Here is a 14,293-nt window from a genome sequence, read left to right as displayed (position 1 = left end):
CTGCAACGGCCCCGACGATGTCGGGGCTTTTTTAATGCCGATGCGTTGGCTTGTAATCCCGTGATTCAGCTCACAGCCGCCACTCTGACCAGCGAAGCCTTCGGACCATACGGGCAGGTGATTTGGCCCGAAGATGATGGTTGCGACTGGCGACTGGGTGATGCCGAACTGGATTTAAACCAAGGACTGCCTCGGTTTTACCTGATGCAGTTGGCGGCAAAAGAGCTGCGGGTGAGGGAACTCGCCGCCCACCGCCAGGTGACGCAATGCCTGGGTGTGATGGACCCTTACCCATGGCAAATCGCCGTGGCACCGGCGAGTCATTCAGCCGAGCACCCGATCGATGCCACCACAGAGATCCAGGCTTTTACGGTGCCGCCGCGCTGCATCTTGAAGCTGCACCGTGGCACTTGGCATGCAGGACCGCTGTTTCAGAGCCCCTCGGAGCTGGTGTTCTGCAATTTGGAATTGCGCAACACCAACTCCACAGACCGATCAACCCTGCCGCTGCTCCCCGGGCAGGAGGCTGAGATCAGCCTGTAACCACTGTGGCTTTTTGCTCCTCTAGCACTTTCTCCAGACCCGCCAGATCTTCTTCGGTGATCTTGGTCTGCATCGGGCAGTGCTTCGGTCCACACATCGAGCAGAACTCAGCTTGCTTGTAGATGTCAGCCGGCAGGGTTTCGTCGTGATACTCGCGGGCCCGCTCTGGGTCCAGGCTCAGCTCGAACTGCTTGTTCCAGTCGAAGGCGTAGCGGGCACGGCTGAGTTCATCGTCGCGATCGCGGGCACCGGGGCGGTGACGGGCGATGTCGGCCGCGTGGGCAGCAATCTTGTAAGCGATCAGGCCCTCGCGCACGTCCTCTGCATTCGGGAGGCCCAAGTGCTCCTTCGGGGTGACGTAGCAGAGCATCGCTGTGCCATGCCAACCGGCCATCGCAGCGCCGATGGCGGACGTGATGTGGTCGTAACCGGGGGCGATGTCGGTCACCAAGGGCCCAAGCACGTAGAAGGGCGCCTCATTGCACTCCTCCATTTGCTTTTTCACGTTGAACTCGATCTGGTCCATCGGCACGTGGCCAGGGCCTTCCACCATCACCTGCACGTCGTGTTTCCAGGCCCGGCGGGTGAGTTCTCCGAGGGTCTTCAGTTCAGCCAGCTGAGCAGCATCAGAGGCATCGTGCTGACAACCAGGACGCAGCGAGTCACCGAGGGAGAAGGTGCAGTCGTAGCGCTTGAAGATTTCGCAGATGTCGTCGAAGCGGGTGAACAGGGGGTTCTGCTTGTGGTGATAGAGCATCCACTGAGCAAGGATGCCGCCGCCACGGCTCACGATGCCTGTGAGGCGCCCCTTCACCTTGGGCAGGTGCTCGATCAACAAACCAGCGTGGATGGTTTGGTAATCAACGCCCTGTTGACAGTGCTTCTCGATGATGTGCAGGAAGTCGTCTTCGGAGAGGCGCTCAATCGAGCCATGCACGCTCTCGAGGGCCTGATACACAGGCACCGTGCCGATCGGCACCGGCGAAGCATTGATAATCGCCGTGCGCACCTCATCCAGGTTCACACCACCGGTGGAGAGATCCATCACGGTGTCGGCGCCATACTTCACCGCCAGCTGCAGCTTCTTCACCTCTTCAGAGGCATCCGATGCATTAGGGGAAGCGCCGATGTTGGCGTTCACCTTGCACTTGGAGGCAATGCCGATCGCCATCGGCTCCAAGTTGGGGTGGTTGATGTTGGCGGGGATGATCATGCGGCCCCGTGCCACCTCCTCCATCACCAGCGATTCGGGCAGGTTCTCCCGCTTGGCCACGTAGGCCATTTCTTCGGTCACCACACCCTGACGGGCGTAGTGCATCTGCGACACATTGGCTTGGCCTTTGCGCTTCTCGATCCAGGCGCTGCGCATAACGGGCTACGGCGAAAGTGAAGGAACCGGCAAAACCGGCAACAACGGGGCGCAGCCTGAGGTTCTCTTCTCACTTCCCTGCGCCGGCATGACCCGGATCAGGTTCGGAGGGTGTGATCTCAGCCCCAGTGCAGGGGCACCCCTAGTGACCCCATCAACCTAGCAAGGCTGAAAAAGCTCAGTGCTGCAGGCCATTCAGCGCCGCGGCCACCACGCGATGGTCCCCGTCCTGCTGGAGGCGCCGCAGCTCGGCACGGGCCTGCTCAGCCGCGGAAGACGCCGGATCGGCTTCGCGCACCAGACGCCCGAGGATCTCGGTGCCACCAACCCGCACCGTGCCGTCGGTATCGGCGATCGCCAACCGGGCCAGGCACAGCAGCTGCTCAGGCTGCACCTCCGGGTGCTCCGCCACCGCCGAAAGCACGCTGCAACGCAGCAGCCACTCCCGTTCCCGTTCGAAAGCCTCCAGCACCAGCGGCCATGCCCGCTCAAAGCCATGACTCACCAAGGCATTGGCCGCCTCAGCCCGCACCGCCACCTCTGGATCGTGCTGGAGAGCGTGCACCAGAGGCTCCCAGCCCGCCGGTGTGGGCTTGTGGCCCAACCCGGAGCAACTCAGCTGGCGCAGCAGCATGTCGTTCTGCTGCAGGCCCAAGAGCAACAGGGGTTCCGCCTGTTCGGGGGTGGCCTCCACCAGGCTGGCAAGGGCGGGGCGGGCCCGGCCCGGGTTATCGGAAGCAATCGCCTCCCTCAGAGCATCGAAATCCATCGGGACGATCTGGGGGAACGCGGCCTTGCGCTTCAGTTTGGGTCAGCACTGACCGCGCTGATCCTGCAGAGCGTTGAGCAACGCCCGGCGGCGACGGCGGCGACTCCAGGCGCTCTGCACCAGCAACGCCACGCCGATCACCAGGGCCGGCACGGCTTGGAGTCGATCGGAACCCTGGCGTAGCACCAGGCCCACCAGACCCAACACGATCAACAGCGGCGTGGCCAGGGCCAGGAGATCACGGCTGAGGGGCGAACGGGAAGCCATCAGCGGCAGGCCTCCATCCAGCGCAGCAGGCTGGCACTGAGCACCTCCACCCCCACGGCCAGACAAGCCTCATCGGGCCGGAAGGTACTGCTGTGCAGGGGCGTGCAGCCCTCGGGCCCCGCCACCCCCAACCGGAACATCGTGGCGCGGGTGCCCTGCTGCAGTTCCGCGAAATCCTCGGCGCCCAGTGAGGGCTGCTCCAACCACAGCACCTGCTGGCGCCCTAACAGCTCCGTGGCCGCGTCTGCCACCAGTTGGGTGAGCTCGGGATCGTTGTGCACCGGCGGCGAGATGCAGCGGTAGCGCACGCGGGCCTCGCCGCCATAGCCAGTGCAGATCGCCTTCACGGTGTCTTCAATCCAGCCCGGCAGCTGGGCATGCAGCTCCAGATCCAGACAGCGCACCGTGCCCAGGAGGCGCACGTGATCGGCAATCACGTTGAAGGCCTTGCCACCTTCAATCCGCCCAAAGCTCACCACCACCGGGTGCAGGGCATCCAGGCGGCGGCTGATCGCCTCCTGCAAACCGCTCACCACCCGCGCCGCGATCCAGATCGCATCGGTGCTCTGGTGAGGGCGCGCCCCATGGCCGCCTTCCCCGAGCACCTCCACCTCCAGCTCACCCGCCGCGGCCGTGAGGCTGCCGCTGCGCACGCCGATGCTGCCCGCCTCCAGGCTGGGGAACACATGCACGCCGAACAGCGCCTCCACCCCCTCCATGGCGCCATCAGCGCGCATCCAGGCGGCACCCTGGGCCGTTTCCTCAGCGGGCTGAAACAGCAAACGCACCCGAGCGGTGAGCTGATCCGCCAGGGGCGCCAGGATCCGCGCCACCCCCAACCCCACCGTGGTGTGGATGTCGTGGCCGCAGGCGTGCATCAAACCCTGATGCACGGAGGCATAGGGCACACCACTGCGCTCCTCCACCGGCAGAGCATCCAAATCCACCCGCAGCGCCACGATCGGGGCGCGCTCAGGCCCCAACTCCGCCAGCACCCCCGTGCGCCCGACACCCTCCTGAACCCGCCAGCCAAGGCTGCGCAGCTCACCGGCCACCAGAGCAGCCGTTTGATGCTCATTACCGCTCAACTCAGGGTGGGCATGCAGATGGCGGCGGATCGCCACCAGTTCCGGCAGCTGCGCGGCCACGGCCGCCTTGAGCTGCGCTGCATTCATCCGTTATCGAGGGCGAGGAAATCGCTGAGAGCCTGCACCGGCTCAGGGGGCCAGCGCCGTATCTCGAGCAGCCATTCTGGCTGCCGGTAGCGCGGATCGAGCCCCGACGCCGAAGCCCAGTGGCTTTCCGCCTCGCCCCGCGCTCCCCGCCGCCAGAGCAACGCCGTGAGGCCAGCGCGGGCGTCAGCAAACAGGGGATAACGCCTGATCAGCCGGCGCAACTCCGCCTCCGCCTGATCGAGTTCTCCCAGTTGAAACGCAGCCAAGGCGGCACTGGAGCGGGCCATCGCGAAGCCTGGTCGCGTATCCGCCGCTTCCACAAAACTGTCGCGGGCGTCTGTCCACTGGCCGCGGGAACCCTGCACGTTGCCGAGGTTGTAGAGCGCCGAGGCATCCGGCGGCTCCCCCGCCGCTGCATTGGCCTCCAGGATCCAGCGGTAATCCGCCTCTGCCGCATCCCAGCGCTGCAGGGCTTCCTCCGCCGTGCCGCGGTTGAGATGGGGATCAGCACTGATGGGATCGAGCTCCATCGCTCGGGTTTGATCGGCGATGGCCGCCTGGGGATCCCCCAGGGCCAGCTGCACATTGCCGCGGTTGCTCCAGGCAGCGGCGTCGTCCGGCGCCAGCTCCAGCACCTGATCCCAGAGGGGCAGGGCCCGGCGGAAATCGCCATCGCGGCTGGCGCTGAGGGCCTGATCAAACAGCTGCGGCAAAGCTGTAGCCGCCAGCAGCTGCAGGCTCAAGAGCACGGAGAGAAGGGCCGTCATTGGGTCACGCGGCGCTGGGCTCCGGATGGGCCTGCAGATGGGCCAAGCCTGCTTCGGTGATCACACGACCTCGCGGCGTGCGCTGCAGCAAACCCTGCTGCAGTAGAAACGGTTCCACGACGGCTTCAAGCGTGGCGGGATCTTCGCCGAGGCCGGCCGCCAGGGTGTCGAGCCCCACGGGCCCCCCGCCATAGCCGTGCTGGAGCAAGTGCAGCAGGCGGCGGTCACTGGCATCCAGGCCGCGCCCGTCCACCCGGTGCAGGCTGAGGGCCTCATGCACCAAGTCGGGGCTCACGCGGCCGTGGCCACCCACAGCTGCCACGTCGCGCACACGCCGCAGCAGGCGATTGGCAATGCGGGGAGTGCCGCGGCAGCGGCGGGCCACCTCGAGGGCGGCGCTGGAGTCGAGCTCGATCTGCAACAGGCCGGCGGCGCGCAGCACGATCGCCTGGAGGTCGTCGAGCCCGTAGAACTCCAACCGCTGGATCAGGCCAAAGCGATCCCGCAGCGGTGAACTGAGCGAACCGGCGCGGGTGGTGGCTCCCACCAGGGTGAAAGGCGCAATGGGCAGGCTGCGGGTGCGGGCGGTGGTGCCTTTGCCCACGGTGAGATCGAGGCGGAAGTCTTCCATCGCCGGATAGAGGATCTCCTCAGCCACGCGGTTGAGCCGGTGGATCTCATCAATGAACAGGAGCTCCCGCGGCTCGAGGTTCACCAGCAGACCAACGATGTCGCGGGGGCGCTCCAGGGCCGGCGCACTGGTGATGCGGCAGCGCACCCCAAGCTCTTCGGCCAACACCAGCGCCATGGTGGTTTTGCCCAGGCCCGGCGGGCCATAGAGCAGCACGTGATCGAGGGCTTCTTCCCGGGCGCGAGTGGCTTCCACCGCAATGCCGAGCACCTGCTTGAGCTCCCGCTGGCCGATGTAGTCGGCCAGGCGGCGGGGGCGCAGCGAGTCTTCCCGCTGGATCGGCGCCTCTGGGGAAGTTGTTGTGCTCTCCTCGCTGGCGTGGACCACAGGATCAACCAGGCGCCGTGGCTCCCGCGGCCCGCGAGCGGCGGCGGAGCCTGATCCGGAAGACACGATCGCCATCGCTCGAGGGTACCGGCGCTGGCGGCGGGACGGGAGATCTCTAGGGTCGGTGCAGCAACGGCGAGGGTGATGGCCAAGGGCGGGGGCAAGAAGAGCGCCAAAGCCCTGCGGGATGCCGCCAACAAGCTGCTGGCGGACAACCGCTTTGCGCGCCATCAATACGAGATTCTCGAAACCCTCGAATGCGGGGTGGAGTTGCTGGGCACCGAGGTGAAATCGATCCGGGCTGGCCAGGTGAACCTGCGCGATGGCTTCTGCCTGATCCGCAACGGCCAGCTGCAGCTCCACAACGTGCACATCTCCCCCCACAGCCACGCTGGCGCCTATTTCAACCACGACCCCCTACGCGTACGCCCGCTCCTGGCCCACCGCCGCGAGATCGACAAACTGCGCGTGGCCCTCGATCAGAAAGGCCTCACCCTGATCCCGCTCAACCTGCACCTGAAAGGCTCCTGGATCAAGGCCACGATCGGCCTGGGCAAAGGCCGAAAGCTGCACGACAAACGCCAGGAAGAGCGCCGCAAGCAAGACATCAAGGACGCCAAAGCCGCCATCGCGCGGTTCTGACGATCAGGCGCCAACCAAACGCCGTCCGAGCGAGCACCGACTTAGTTGGTGTCCTCAGGCTGTTGCTGAGCAGCTTCCGGCCTGGCCGGCGCGAGAGGGGCGTTCAGAGGCGCTGACGGAGGCTCGGGCGGGGCCACGGGACGCAGCGCCGCCGGATCGGCGCGCAGCGACAGGGTGATCAGCGCCGCGGCCAAGCCTTCGTTGGTCACCAGTAATTGAACCGGCGAGCGCCGCACCTCACCGAGATTCACCACCCGCAGGGGGCCACGGGCCTCCAGCACGGCGCCATCAGCGCCAAACACGCTCATCTGCATCAGGGGCGAACCGTTCACCCCCAGCACCAGGCCACTACCCACCGGCAAGCGAATCGGAAACAGGCGCGCGCCACCCGCTGGTACCGACGCTGAGATCACCGTGGTTTCCCCCAGCCGGGCCTGAATCGCTTCGATGCGCACCTGGGCCAGGCCTTGCTCCGCAGCGGCATACCAAAGCTGGCGGAAAGGCTCCGGCGGGATCTCACTGCCGGCGCGCCCAGGTAACAGGTTCTGAGCGCTGCCCGACACCAGCTGCTCCACCACTGCACCACTCAAGCCCTGGCTCACTAGCGCCGATTGGCGGCGGCGCCAATCACCGGCGGTGAAGCGTCCGAGCCGGGTGCGCAGCTCTAGAGGCAGCTGTTCCACACGGCTCAGCCAGTCTTCCGCCAGCTGGTTCCACACCTTGCGCAGCGGTGCGTCATCCAGGCTGTCGCTGGGCAGCCGCCCGCCCCGCTCGGGGTATTGGGCCAGCAGGCTGGCATCCACGAGTTTGAGAAACCAGCCCCGATCAATCTGCAAGGCCCGCAGGCGATTAAGCAGCTGCTGACGCTGATTCACCTCCGCCGGCGGCAGGCTGCTGGGCAACTGCAAGCTCGGCGCCGCCGTAGGGCCCGAGACCCGGCCACGGCTCAGCACCAACCAGCCCAGCCCGGTTCCCAACACCGCCGACACCACCAAGGCGATTACCACCGGCCACAAACGGCCCTCGGCGGCCTCCTCCTTCAGCTCCTGACGCGTGCGCGGTAAGAGAGCTGCGGCTGGAGAAGTGGCCCCAGCCGCTACCACCGGCAGGGCGGGTTCAGCAGCAGCTGGCGATGGCACGAGCACCACGGTGCGATCGGCCCGGGCCACGGGCCCGGTGCTGTCAGGCATCGGGATCTGTTGCAGGGCCTGCAGGGTCGCCGATGCCGAGGGGAAGCGCTCCTCAGGGGCGGTGCTGAGCAGGCGCGCCAACACCTCCTGCAAGGCCGGCAACGCATCCAGGCTCACGGGCCAGCGCCAGGCGAGCGTGGTCGGATCGAGCAGCTGAGCCGGTTCCTCGCCGCTGAGCAGCACCAGCGCCACCACCGCCAGGCTGTAGAGGTCCATCCAGGGCGCTGGCGCCTCGCCGCGGCTCCGCTCGGGCGGGGCGTAACCCGGTGTCACCCCACCCGGGCCGAAATCGAGGAGTACGGGCAGGCCGTCGCGGTCGCGGCGCAGCAGGTTGGCGGGGCTGAGATCGCCGTGGCAGAGCTCCTGGCTATGGAGCACCGCCAGAGCCGGCAACAGCTGCCGGAGCAGCAACAACACCTCGCCGGCGCCAAACACCAGTTGCCGCTCCCGCCGGCCCTGCAGCAACTCGGCGAAGGTGCTGCCCTCCTGCCATTCACGCGGCAGCCACAGGGCGCCGTCTTGCTCGATCAGCTCCCCGAAGCGAGGCACCTGCGGATGCAGCACCCCCTGCAGCCGCGGCCAGAGGCTGCGGACTTCGGCTTGCAGCGTGGGCTGCTCCGCCGGAATGCAGCGCAGGGCCACGGGCGCCTCGCCGGCCAGCTGATCGCATGCCCGCCAGAGCTCACTCCGTTCGGTGGCGGACAGCCGGCGCTCGAGCCGATAGCGGCCGGCAATCACCTGATCGGTTGAGGCAGGCACGTCCAACGCCGGAGGTCCTCAGGCTGCGCGCACAGGTTGCTCCAACCCCTTGCTGGTCAGCCACTGGCCGTCATAAAGCCGTGACCGGTAGCGATCGCCGCTGTCGCACAGCACGGTGACGATCGTGTGGCCAGGGCCCAGGCGGCGCGCCGTTTCCACCGCTGCGGCCACGTTGATGCCCACCGAGCCCCCCAGGAACAGGCCCTCCTGCCAGAGCAGGTTGTAAATGGTGGCGAGGGCGTCCTGGTCGTGGATGCGAACGGCATCGTCGATGGGCGCACCCTCGAGATTGGCAGTCACGCGGCTGTTGCCAATGCCCTCGGTGATCGAGTTGCCCTCGCTGGCCAGCTCACCGCCGCTGGCCCAGCTGTAGAGCGCGCTGCCATAGGGATCGGCCAGCACGCAGCGCACGTTGGGGTTCTGCTCCTTGAGGTAGAGGGCCACACCGGCATAGGTGCCGCCGGTGCCGGTGGCCGCCACCCAGGCATCCACGCTGCCACCGGTTTGCTGCCAGATCTCCGGGCCCGTGCTGTTGAAGTGGGCGCGGCGGTTGGCCAGGTTGTCGAACTGATTAGCCCACACCGCACCGGGGGTTTCCTCGGCGATGCGACCGGAGAGGCGCACGTAGTTGTTGGGATCGCGGTAGGGAACGGCCGGCACCGTGCGCACCTCCGCGCCGAGGCTGCGCAGCAGGCCGATCTTCTCGGCCGACTGGGTTTCCGGAATCACAATCAGCGCCTTGTAGCCCCGGGCATTGCACAGGTGCGTGAGGCCAATGCCGGTGTTACCCGCCGTGCCCTCCACCACCGTGCCGCCGGGCTTGAGCAGGCCCTGTTCTTCCGCCTCCTGAAGAATCCCGAGGGCGGCGCGGTCTTTCACCGAGCCGCCGGGATTCATGAATTCGGCCTTGCCGAGGATCTCGCAGCCAGTGGCCTCACTGAGGGCATTCAGCCGGATCAACGGCGTGTTGCCGACGGCCCCCACGAAGCCGGAGGTGATTCCACCCATCGTCTGGCTGCAGGCTCGGCAGGTCTGGGCAACAATAACGAGCTGGAAAGCGGGTTCAGGCGTGCCGGAACAAAGCGGACAACCCAACCCCCTTCACCTGCTCAATCACTACCGGCTGGAACTGTTCCACGCCCACTGTTCCCTGATCGACCAGCTGTTTCTCAGGCACTGGGAAGCACATCTTCAGGCCAGATCTCAAGACCCAGAGCGAACGACCTGGAACTGCGTCTTAGTCGACGATCGCGCAACACGCCAGACAAGAACGTGCGTGCTCAACACGTTGCTGATGACGCGCCTGCAGGCAACGGTCACGATCTACACACCCAACTCTAAAAAAGAGGCTTTTTTCCAACTTTTAGAGCCATTCAGCCGCTTCATTACCATTAAAACACTCGATGATTTTGGAATCACCGACTCGCTGGGCTGGAACAAATACAACACCCTTTTCAAATCCGCTGACTTCTGGAAAACCTTGACCGGCGAACACGTGCTGATCTTTCAGCCTGATGCCTTGGTTATCCAACCCCTGGAGCTGGAGGAGTTGCACTACGACTTCGCTGGCCCTCCTTGGAACAAAGGCCGGATCACGTCCTGCGAATTCCCCACCTACGATCCAACCCTCACTCGCACAGGCAGCCAGTGGGCCAATCAAGCCCTGTGCCAGACCGTGCCAGACCACACCAACAACGGCAATGGCGGGCTCTCAATCCGCAACCCACGCGTGATGCAGGCCATTTGTGAACAGCACAGCCACGCTTCACCCGACACCGAAGCCGAAGATATTTTCTTTGCCCGACACCTCAACGATCCGAACCTGAACGCCAAGCTGCCCTCACAAGCTGTGCTGAATCGCCTCTTCAATGAATCCAGTTACAGCGATTCAAGCGGTTTTCACGGATCCTGGTACTACCTGGATGCGAGCGAACAGGCCAGGCTTTACGAGAAACATGCCAAACACGTGATCGGAATGCTGTTAGGCCTCGGATGATGAACAGCGCAACGACCTTTCCAGCTAACGCAATCCCAAGCGCCACGCCTTCCGCGTTGCTCCCGCGGCTGCGCCAGATCCGCCAGGCCAGCGAAGCGCTGATTGAGGGGCTCGAACCGGAAGATCTCTGCCTGCAAGGCATGGCCGATGCCAGTCCTGCGAAATGGCATCTGGGCCACACCACCTGGTTTTTTGAGGAGTTTCTGCTGCGGCAGCGGCCCGGCTATGAGCCGGCGGAGAGCCGCTGGGGCTATCTGTTCAACAGCTATTACGAGGCCGTGGGGGAGCGGCACCCGCGACCCCAGCGCGGCCTGCTCACCCGGCCACCAATCGCGGAGGTGCTCGCCTGGCGCCAGCGGGTGACCGCAGCCCTCGAGCAGGAACTGGAGCACCTGGATCCCGCGCTGGTGGAGCTGGGCCTGCAGCACGAGCAGCAGCACCAGGAGTTGCTGCTGATGGATCTGCTCGATGGCTTCAGCCGCAATCCGCTCGAGCCGGTGGCCTACCCGGCCGGCGCCGGGTGCGTGGATCCTGAAGCCGCCTACGAGCGCGGCGCCGCAGCGGCCCCGGCCGACCCGAACTGGATCGAGGTTGCGGGAGGGCTGGTGGAGATCGGCCATCCGGGGGAAGCAGCGGCCCCGGCCCCTCGCCTGGCGGCTTCCATTTCGACAACGAGGCGCCCCGCCACCGCGTCTGGCTCGAGCCCTTCGCCATCGCCAACCGCTTGGTGAGCAACAGCGAGTTCGCGGCCTTCATCGCTGATGGCGGCTACCGCCGGCCGGAGCTGTGGATGAGCGAAGGCTGGGCCGTGGTGCAGCAGCGGAGCTGGCAAGCGCCCCGCTACTGGCGAGGGGAGTGGGAGTTCACCCTGGCGGGCCGCCGGCCCCGGCAGCCTGAGGCCCCGGTGCGGCATCTGAGCTGGTTTGAAGCGGATGCCTACGCCCGCTGGGCCGGGGCGCGCTTGCCGAGTGAAGCAGAGTGGGAGCTGGCCGCCGCCGCTGGCGATCTGCCCCAGGCCTACGGCTGCCTCTGGCAGTGGACCGGCAGCCCCTATCGCCCCTATCCCGGCTTTGCACCGGCAGCCGGGGCCGTGGGCGAATACAACGGCAAGTTCATGACCTCGCAATTCGTGCTGCGCGGCAGCGGCTTCCTTACCCCAGCCGGCCACGAGCGGCTCACCTACCGCAATTTCTACCCACCGGCGAGCCGCTGGATGGCCAGCGGTGTGCGGCTGGTGCGCGAGGTGCAGCGATGAGTGGGAGCGCGGTAACCGGGGTAGAGCGGGCGGTGGAGCTGCTCGATCTGCATCCCGCCCCGGCAGACATGCGCCAGCTGGTGATCGACGGCCTGAGCCGCAGCCGCAAACAACTGCCGGCCTGGTTCCTCTACGACGCAGAAGGTTCCCGCCTCTTCGATCTGATCTGTCAGCAGCCGGAATACACCCTCACGGCCACCGAAACCGCCCTGCTCGAACGGGAAGCCGCGGCGATCGCCGCGGCCCTGGGCAGCGGCACCCTCGTGGAATTCGGCGCCGGCAGCGCCCGCAAGGTGGCGCCGCTGCTGCAGGCCCTGGCCCAACCGGCCTACGTGGCGCTCGACATCAGCGCCGAACATTTGCAAGCCGCCTGCACCCGGCTGGAGCAGCAGTTTCCGGCGGTGCCGATCCTGGGGATCTGCTGCGACTACAGCCAGCTGGAGGAACTGCCGGAGCACCCACTGCTCAATGGCACGGCCCACCTGGGCTTCTTCCCGGGCAGCTCCCTGGGCAACTTTGAGCCGGCGGCGGCACGGGATCTACTGGCGCAGTTCCGGCGGCTACTGGGGCCGGGCGGCCAGCTGCTGATCGGAATCGACCAACCCAAGGCTGTGGAGCGGCTGGAGGCGGCTTACGACGATGCAGCTGGGGTGTCGGCCGCCTTCGCCCTCAACCTCTTGCGGCGGCTCAATCGCGATCTGGCCGGAAGCTTCGATCTAGAGGCCTTCCACTACCGGGCCCGCTGGGTGGAGGAGCACAGCCACATCGAGATGGCACTGGTGAGCCAGCGCGCCCAGGAGGTGAAGCTGGCCGGCCGCAGCTGGAGCTTCGCGGCGGGGGAAGCGCTCATCACCGAAACCAGTGCGAAATACAGCCCGGAGGCGTTTCTGGAGCTGGCCGCCTCGGCCGGCTGGCGGGGGTCGGAACGTTGGAGTGATCCAGCTGGCGATCTATCTCTGCACCTACTGGTGCAGGCAGACTGAAGCCAGCGAGGAGCCGCAGCATGTCGAGGGAAGAGCAGCGCCGGGCCGTGCGCGAGCTGCGCGAAAACCTGATCACCCAGCTTGAGGAGCTCTACGGCAACGCCTTCGAATCCCTGGCCTCCCAAAACCTGGGCGAGGGCGGCATCGCCCGGCTCACCCAACTGCTGTTGCGCTCCCGCGAAGCCGCGATCACGCCGCTGCAGGAAGAAATCGAAGCGCCGCTGATCACCCGCGCCCCCGACGCCCCTTGAGCGCAGCCGCCGACTGGCTCGAGCAACTCGAGGCCCGGCTGGAGCAACAGCTGCAGGCCTTCCTGCGGGCCAATCCCACCCAGGAGGCGCTGCTGCAAGAGCAGGAGCGGCAGGAACAACGCCAGCGGCAGCGCCGGTTGCTGGCCCAGGCCGAAGCCTTGCGCAGCGAACTACTCCAGCTCGCAGCCCAGATCCGCGAGTGGCGCGATCGCGCTCAACGGGCCCGCGCTGCCGGTGCACTGGATCTGGCGGCACGGGCCGAGCAGCAGGTGGTCCAACTGATGGAGCGCGGCCGCCAGCGCTGGCACACCCTCGAGCAACTGGGCCAGGCGGTGCAGCTGAATCAAGCTGAACCGGCAGCTACGGCAGCGGGACAAAAGCCAACCGGAACGGATCCCCTGGATCAGGCCTGGGCCCGCTTCGAAGTGGAACAAGAGCTCGAGGCGCTGCGACGCCGGCAGGGCCAGCGCAGCTGACAACGCCGCCGAGATCACGCCAGCGATGGGTTTCCTGCTCTCCAAACTCCTCCCTTTGTTCGTTTACCCCCTGGGGCTGGGCCTGCTGCTGCAGTTGGCGGGCCTGGGAGCAGCGGCGCGGAGCCGGCCGCGCTGGGGCATGGGCCTGAGCGGAGCGGGCATCGGCCTGATCTGGTTGTTTGCGATGCCCCTCACCAGCCGGCAGTTGATCTGGGGACTGGAGGAGCAGGCCGCTGCGCTCACACCTCGCCAGATTCCCCGAGCTGATGCGGTGGTGGTGCTGGGGGGCGGGTTGCGACCGGCGCTGGCGCCCCGCCAAGCCGTGGAAGTGGCGGAGGGGGGTGATCGCTTGCTCACGGGCCTGCGGCTGCTGCGGCAGAACAAGGCTCCGGTGCTGCTCACCAGCGGCGGCCAGGTGACCTTCACCGCAGGTGATCCAGCTCCTCCGGAAGCTCTATCGGCTCAAGCGCTGGCCATTGAACTGGGAATGCCGCCGGAGCGAATCCTCACCAACCCCAGGTCACGCACCACCGCCGAGGAAGCCCGCGACATCGGCCAACTGGCCCGGAAACGGGGCTGGCGCACGGTGCTGCTGGTGACCAGCGCGTTTCACATGCCGCGCTCCCTGGCCACCTTCCAGCAACGCAGCGGCTTGCGTGTGATTCCAGTGGCCTGCGACTACCAACTGCCAACCCGAGCTCGCTACGGAAAGCCCACGGCCGGATCGGTGCTGAAAGGGCTGGTTCCTGAGGCCGAGGCGCTGCACTTGAGCAGCGTGGCCCTGAAGGAACATCTCGGCCTCGCGCTCTACCGGCTACGAGGCTGGTCGTAGG

Annotated in this window: 15 protein-coding genes, 1 pseudogene and 1 riboswitch; of the genes and pseudogenes, 8 read left to right on the top strand and 8 right to left on the bottom strand. The window is 66.4% G+C overall.

Features of this window, described 5'->3' with window-relative positions:
* The first annotated feature begins 60 nt into the window (after positions 1-60).
* Positions 61-543: an ureidoglycolate lyase gene (locus CB0101_RS09220; RefSeq protein ID WP_010312354.1), complete on the top strand. Its 483-nt coding sequence runs from the start codon at positions 61-63 to the stop codon at positions 541-543.
* Here CB0101_RS09220 and thiC read toward each other — a convergent pair.
* The 6 genes from thiC to ruvB all read right to left on the bottom strand — a co-directional run bounded on the left by thiC (position 533) and on the right by ruvB (position 5,983).
* On the bottom strand, positions 533-1,912 hold the full coding sequence (thiC, locus tag CB0101_RS09215) for a phosphomethylpyrimidine synthase ThiC (RefSeq protein ID WP_010312356.1): 1,380 nt from the start codon (positions 1,910-1,912) through the stop codon (positions 533-535). The two genes, CB0101_RS09220 and thiC, sit on opposite strands and share 11 nt — an antisense overlap.
* 58 nt (positions 1,913-1,970) lie before the next feature.
* Positions 1,971-2,066, bottom strand: a riboswitch (TPP riboswitch).
* 24 nt (positions 2,067-2,090) lie between these two features.
* Positions 2,091-2,681 (bottom strand): HEAT repeat domain-containing protein, encoded by a 591-nt coding sequence (locus CB0101_RS09210; protein ID WP_010312359.1) that lies wholly within the window; start codon positions 2,679-2,681, stop codon positions 2,091-2,093.
* Positions 2,682-2,723: 42 nt separating this feature from the next.
* Entirely contained in the window at positions 2,724-2,948 is a 225-nt protein-coding gene (locus CB0101_RS09205) for a DUF3188 domain-containing protein (RefSeq protein WP_010312361.1), read from the bottom strand.
* The gene (locus CB0101_RS09200; protein ID WP_010312363.1) at positions 2,948-4,123 is read right to left on the bottom strand and encodes an amidohydrolase; all 1,176 of its coding nucleotides are present in this window, start codon (positions 4,121-4,123) and stop codon (positions 2,948-2,950) included. Before CB0101_RS09200 ends, CB0101_RS09205 begins: the two co-directional genes overlap by 1 nt.
* Entirely contained in the window at positions 4,120-4,890 is a 771-nt protein-coding gene (locus tag CB0101_RS09195) for a tetratricopeptide repeat protein (RefSeq protein WP_010312364.1), read from the bottom strand. Before CB0101_RS09195 ends, CB0101_RS09200 begins: the two co-directional genes overlap by 4 nt.
* Positions 4,891-4,894: 4 nt before the next feature.
* Entirely contained in the window at positions 4,895-5,983 is a 1,089-nt protein-coding gene (ruvB, locus tag CB0101_RS09190) for a Holliday junction branch migration DNA helicase RuvB (protein WP_010312366.1), read from the bottom strand.
* Positions 5,984-6,052: 69 nt separating this feature from the next.
* Between ruvB and smpB the strand changes: the two genes are divergently transcribed.
* Complete coding sequence (smpB, locus tag CB0101_RS09185) at positions 6,053-6,550, top strand: SsrA-binding protein SmpB (RefSeq protein ID WP_010312368.1); 498 nt, start codon at positions 6,053-6,055, stop codon at positions 6,548-6,550.
* A 41-nt stretch (positions 6,551-6,591) separates the two neighbouring features.
* Here the strand turns inward: smpB and CB0101_RS09180 are convergent, their stop codons facing one another.
* Together CB0101_RS09180 and CB0101_RS09175 are read right to left on the bottom strand one after the other, a co-directional pair.
* The gene (locus tag CB0101_RS09180) at positions 6,592-8,499 is read right to left on the bottom strand and encodes a phosphotransferase (RefSeq protein WP_136644070.1); all 1,908 of its coding nucleotides are present in this window, start codon (positions 8,497-8,499) and stop codon (positions 6,592-6,594) included.
* Positions 8,500-8,517: 18 nt separating this feature from the next.
* On the bottom strand, positions 8,518-9,507 hold the full coding sequence (locus tag CB0101_RS09175) for a cysteine synthase A (protein WP_010312372.1): 990 nt from the start codon (positions 9,505-9,507) through the stop codon (positions 8,518-8,520).
* Between CB0101_RS09175 and CB0101_RS09170 the strand changes: the two genes are divergently transcribed.
* The 6 genes and pseudogenes from CB0101_RS09170 (at position 9,494) to CB0101_RS09145 (ending at position 14,292) form a co-directional block, all read left to right on the top strand.
* Positions 9,494-10,495 (top strand): DUF5672 family protein, encoded by a 1,002-nt coding sequence (locus CB0101_RS09170; protein WP_136644069.1) that lies wholly within the window; start codon positions 9,494-9,496, stop codon positions 10,493-10,495. The genes CB0101_RS09175 and CB0101_RS09170 overlap by 14 nt on opposite strands.
* Positions 10,495-11,750: pseudogene (gene egtB, locus CB0101_RS09165) on the top strand (ergothioneine biosynthesis protein EgtB). The gene CB0101_RS09170 and the pseudogene egtB overlap by 1 nt, the downstream one beginning before the upstream one ends.
* Positions 11,747-12,733: an L-histidine N(alpha)-methyltransferase gene (egtD, locus tag CB0101_RS09160; RefSeq protein WP_010312377.1), complete on the top strand. Its 987-nt coding sequence runs from the start codon at positions 11,747-11,749 to the stop codon at positions 12,731-12,733. Before egtB ends, egtD begins: the two are co-directional and overlap by 4 nt.
* A gap of 20 nt (positions 12,734-12,753) precedes the next feature.
* On the top strand, positions 12,754-12,984 hold the full coding sequence (locus CB0101_RS09155; RefSeq protein ID WP_010312380.1) for a hercynine metabolism small protein: 231 nt from the start codon (positions 12,754-12,756) through the stop codon (positions 12,982-12,984).
* Complete coding sequence (locus CB0101_RS09150) at positions 12,981-13,460, top strand: hercynine metabolism protein (RefSeq protein ID WP_010312382.1); 480 nt, start codon at positions 12,981-12,983, stop codon at positions 13,458-13,460. Before CB0101_RS09155 ends, CB0101_RS09150 begins: the two co-directional genes overlap by 4 nt.
* 55 nt (positions 13,461-13,515) lie before the next feature.
* Positions 13,516-14,292 (top strand): YdcF family protein, encoded by a 777-nt coding sequence (locus CB0101_RS09145; RefSeq protein ID WP_246833733.1) that lies wholly within the window; start codon positions 13,516-13,518, stop codon positions 14,290-14,292.
* The last annotated feature ends 1 nt before the right edge of the window (position 14,293 follow it).

The organism is Synechococcus sp. CB0101 (genome assembly GCF_000179235.2).
Lineage (GTDB): Bacteria > Cyanobacteriota > Cyanobacteriia > PCC-6307 > Cyanobiaceae > Vulcanococcus.
The sequence above is the reverse complement of the archived record's forward strand: the minus strand, read 5'-3'. Positions and strand labels throughout refer to the sequence as shown.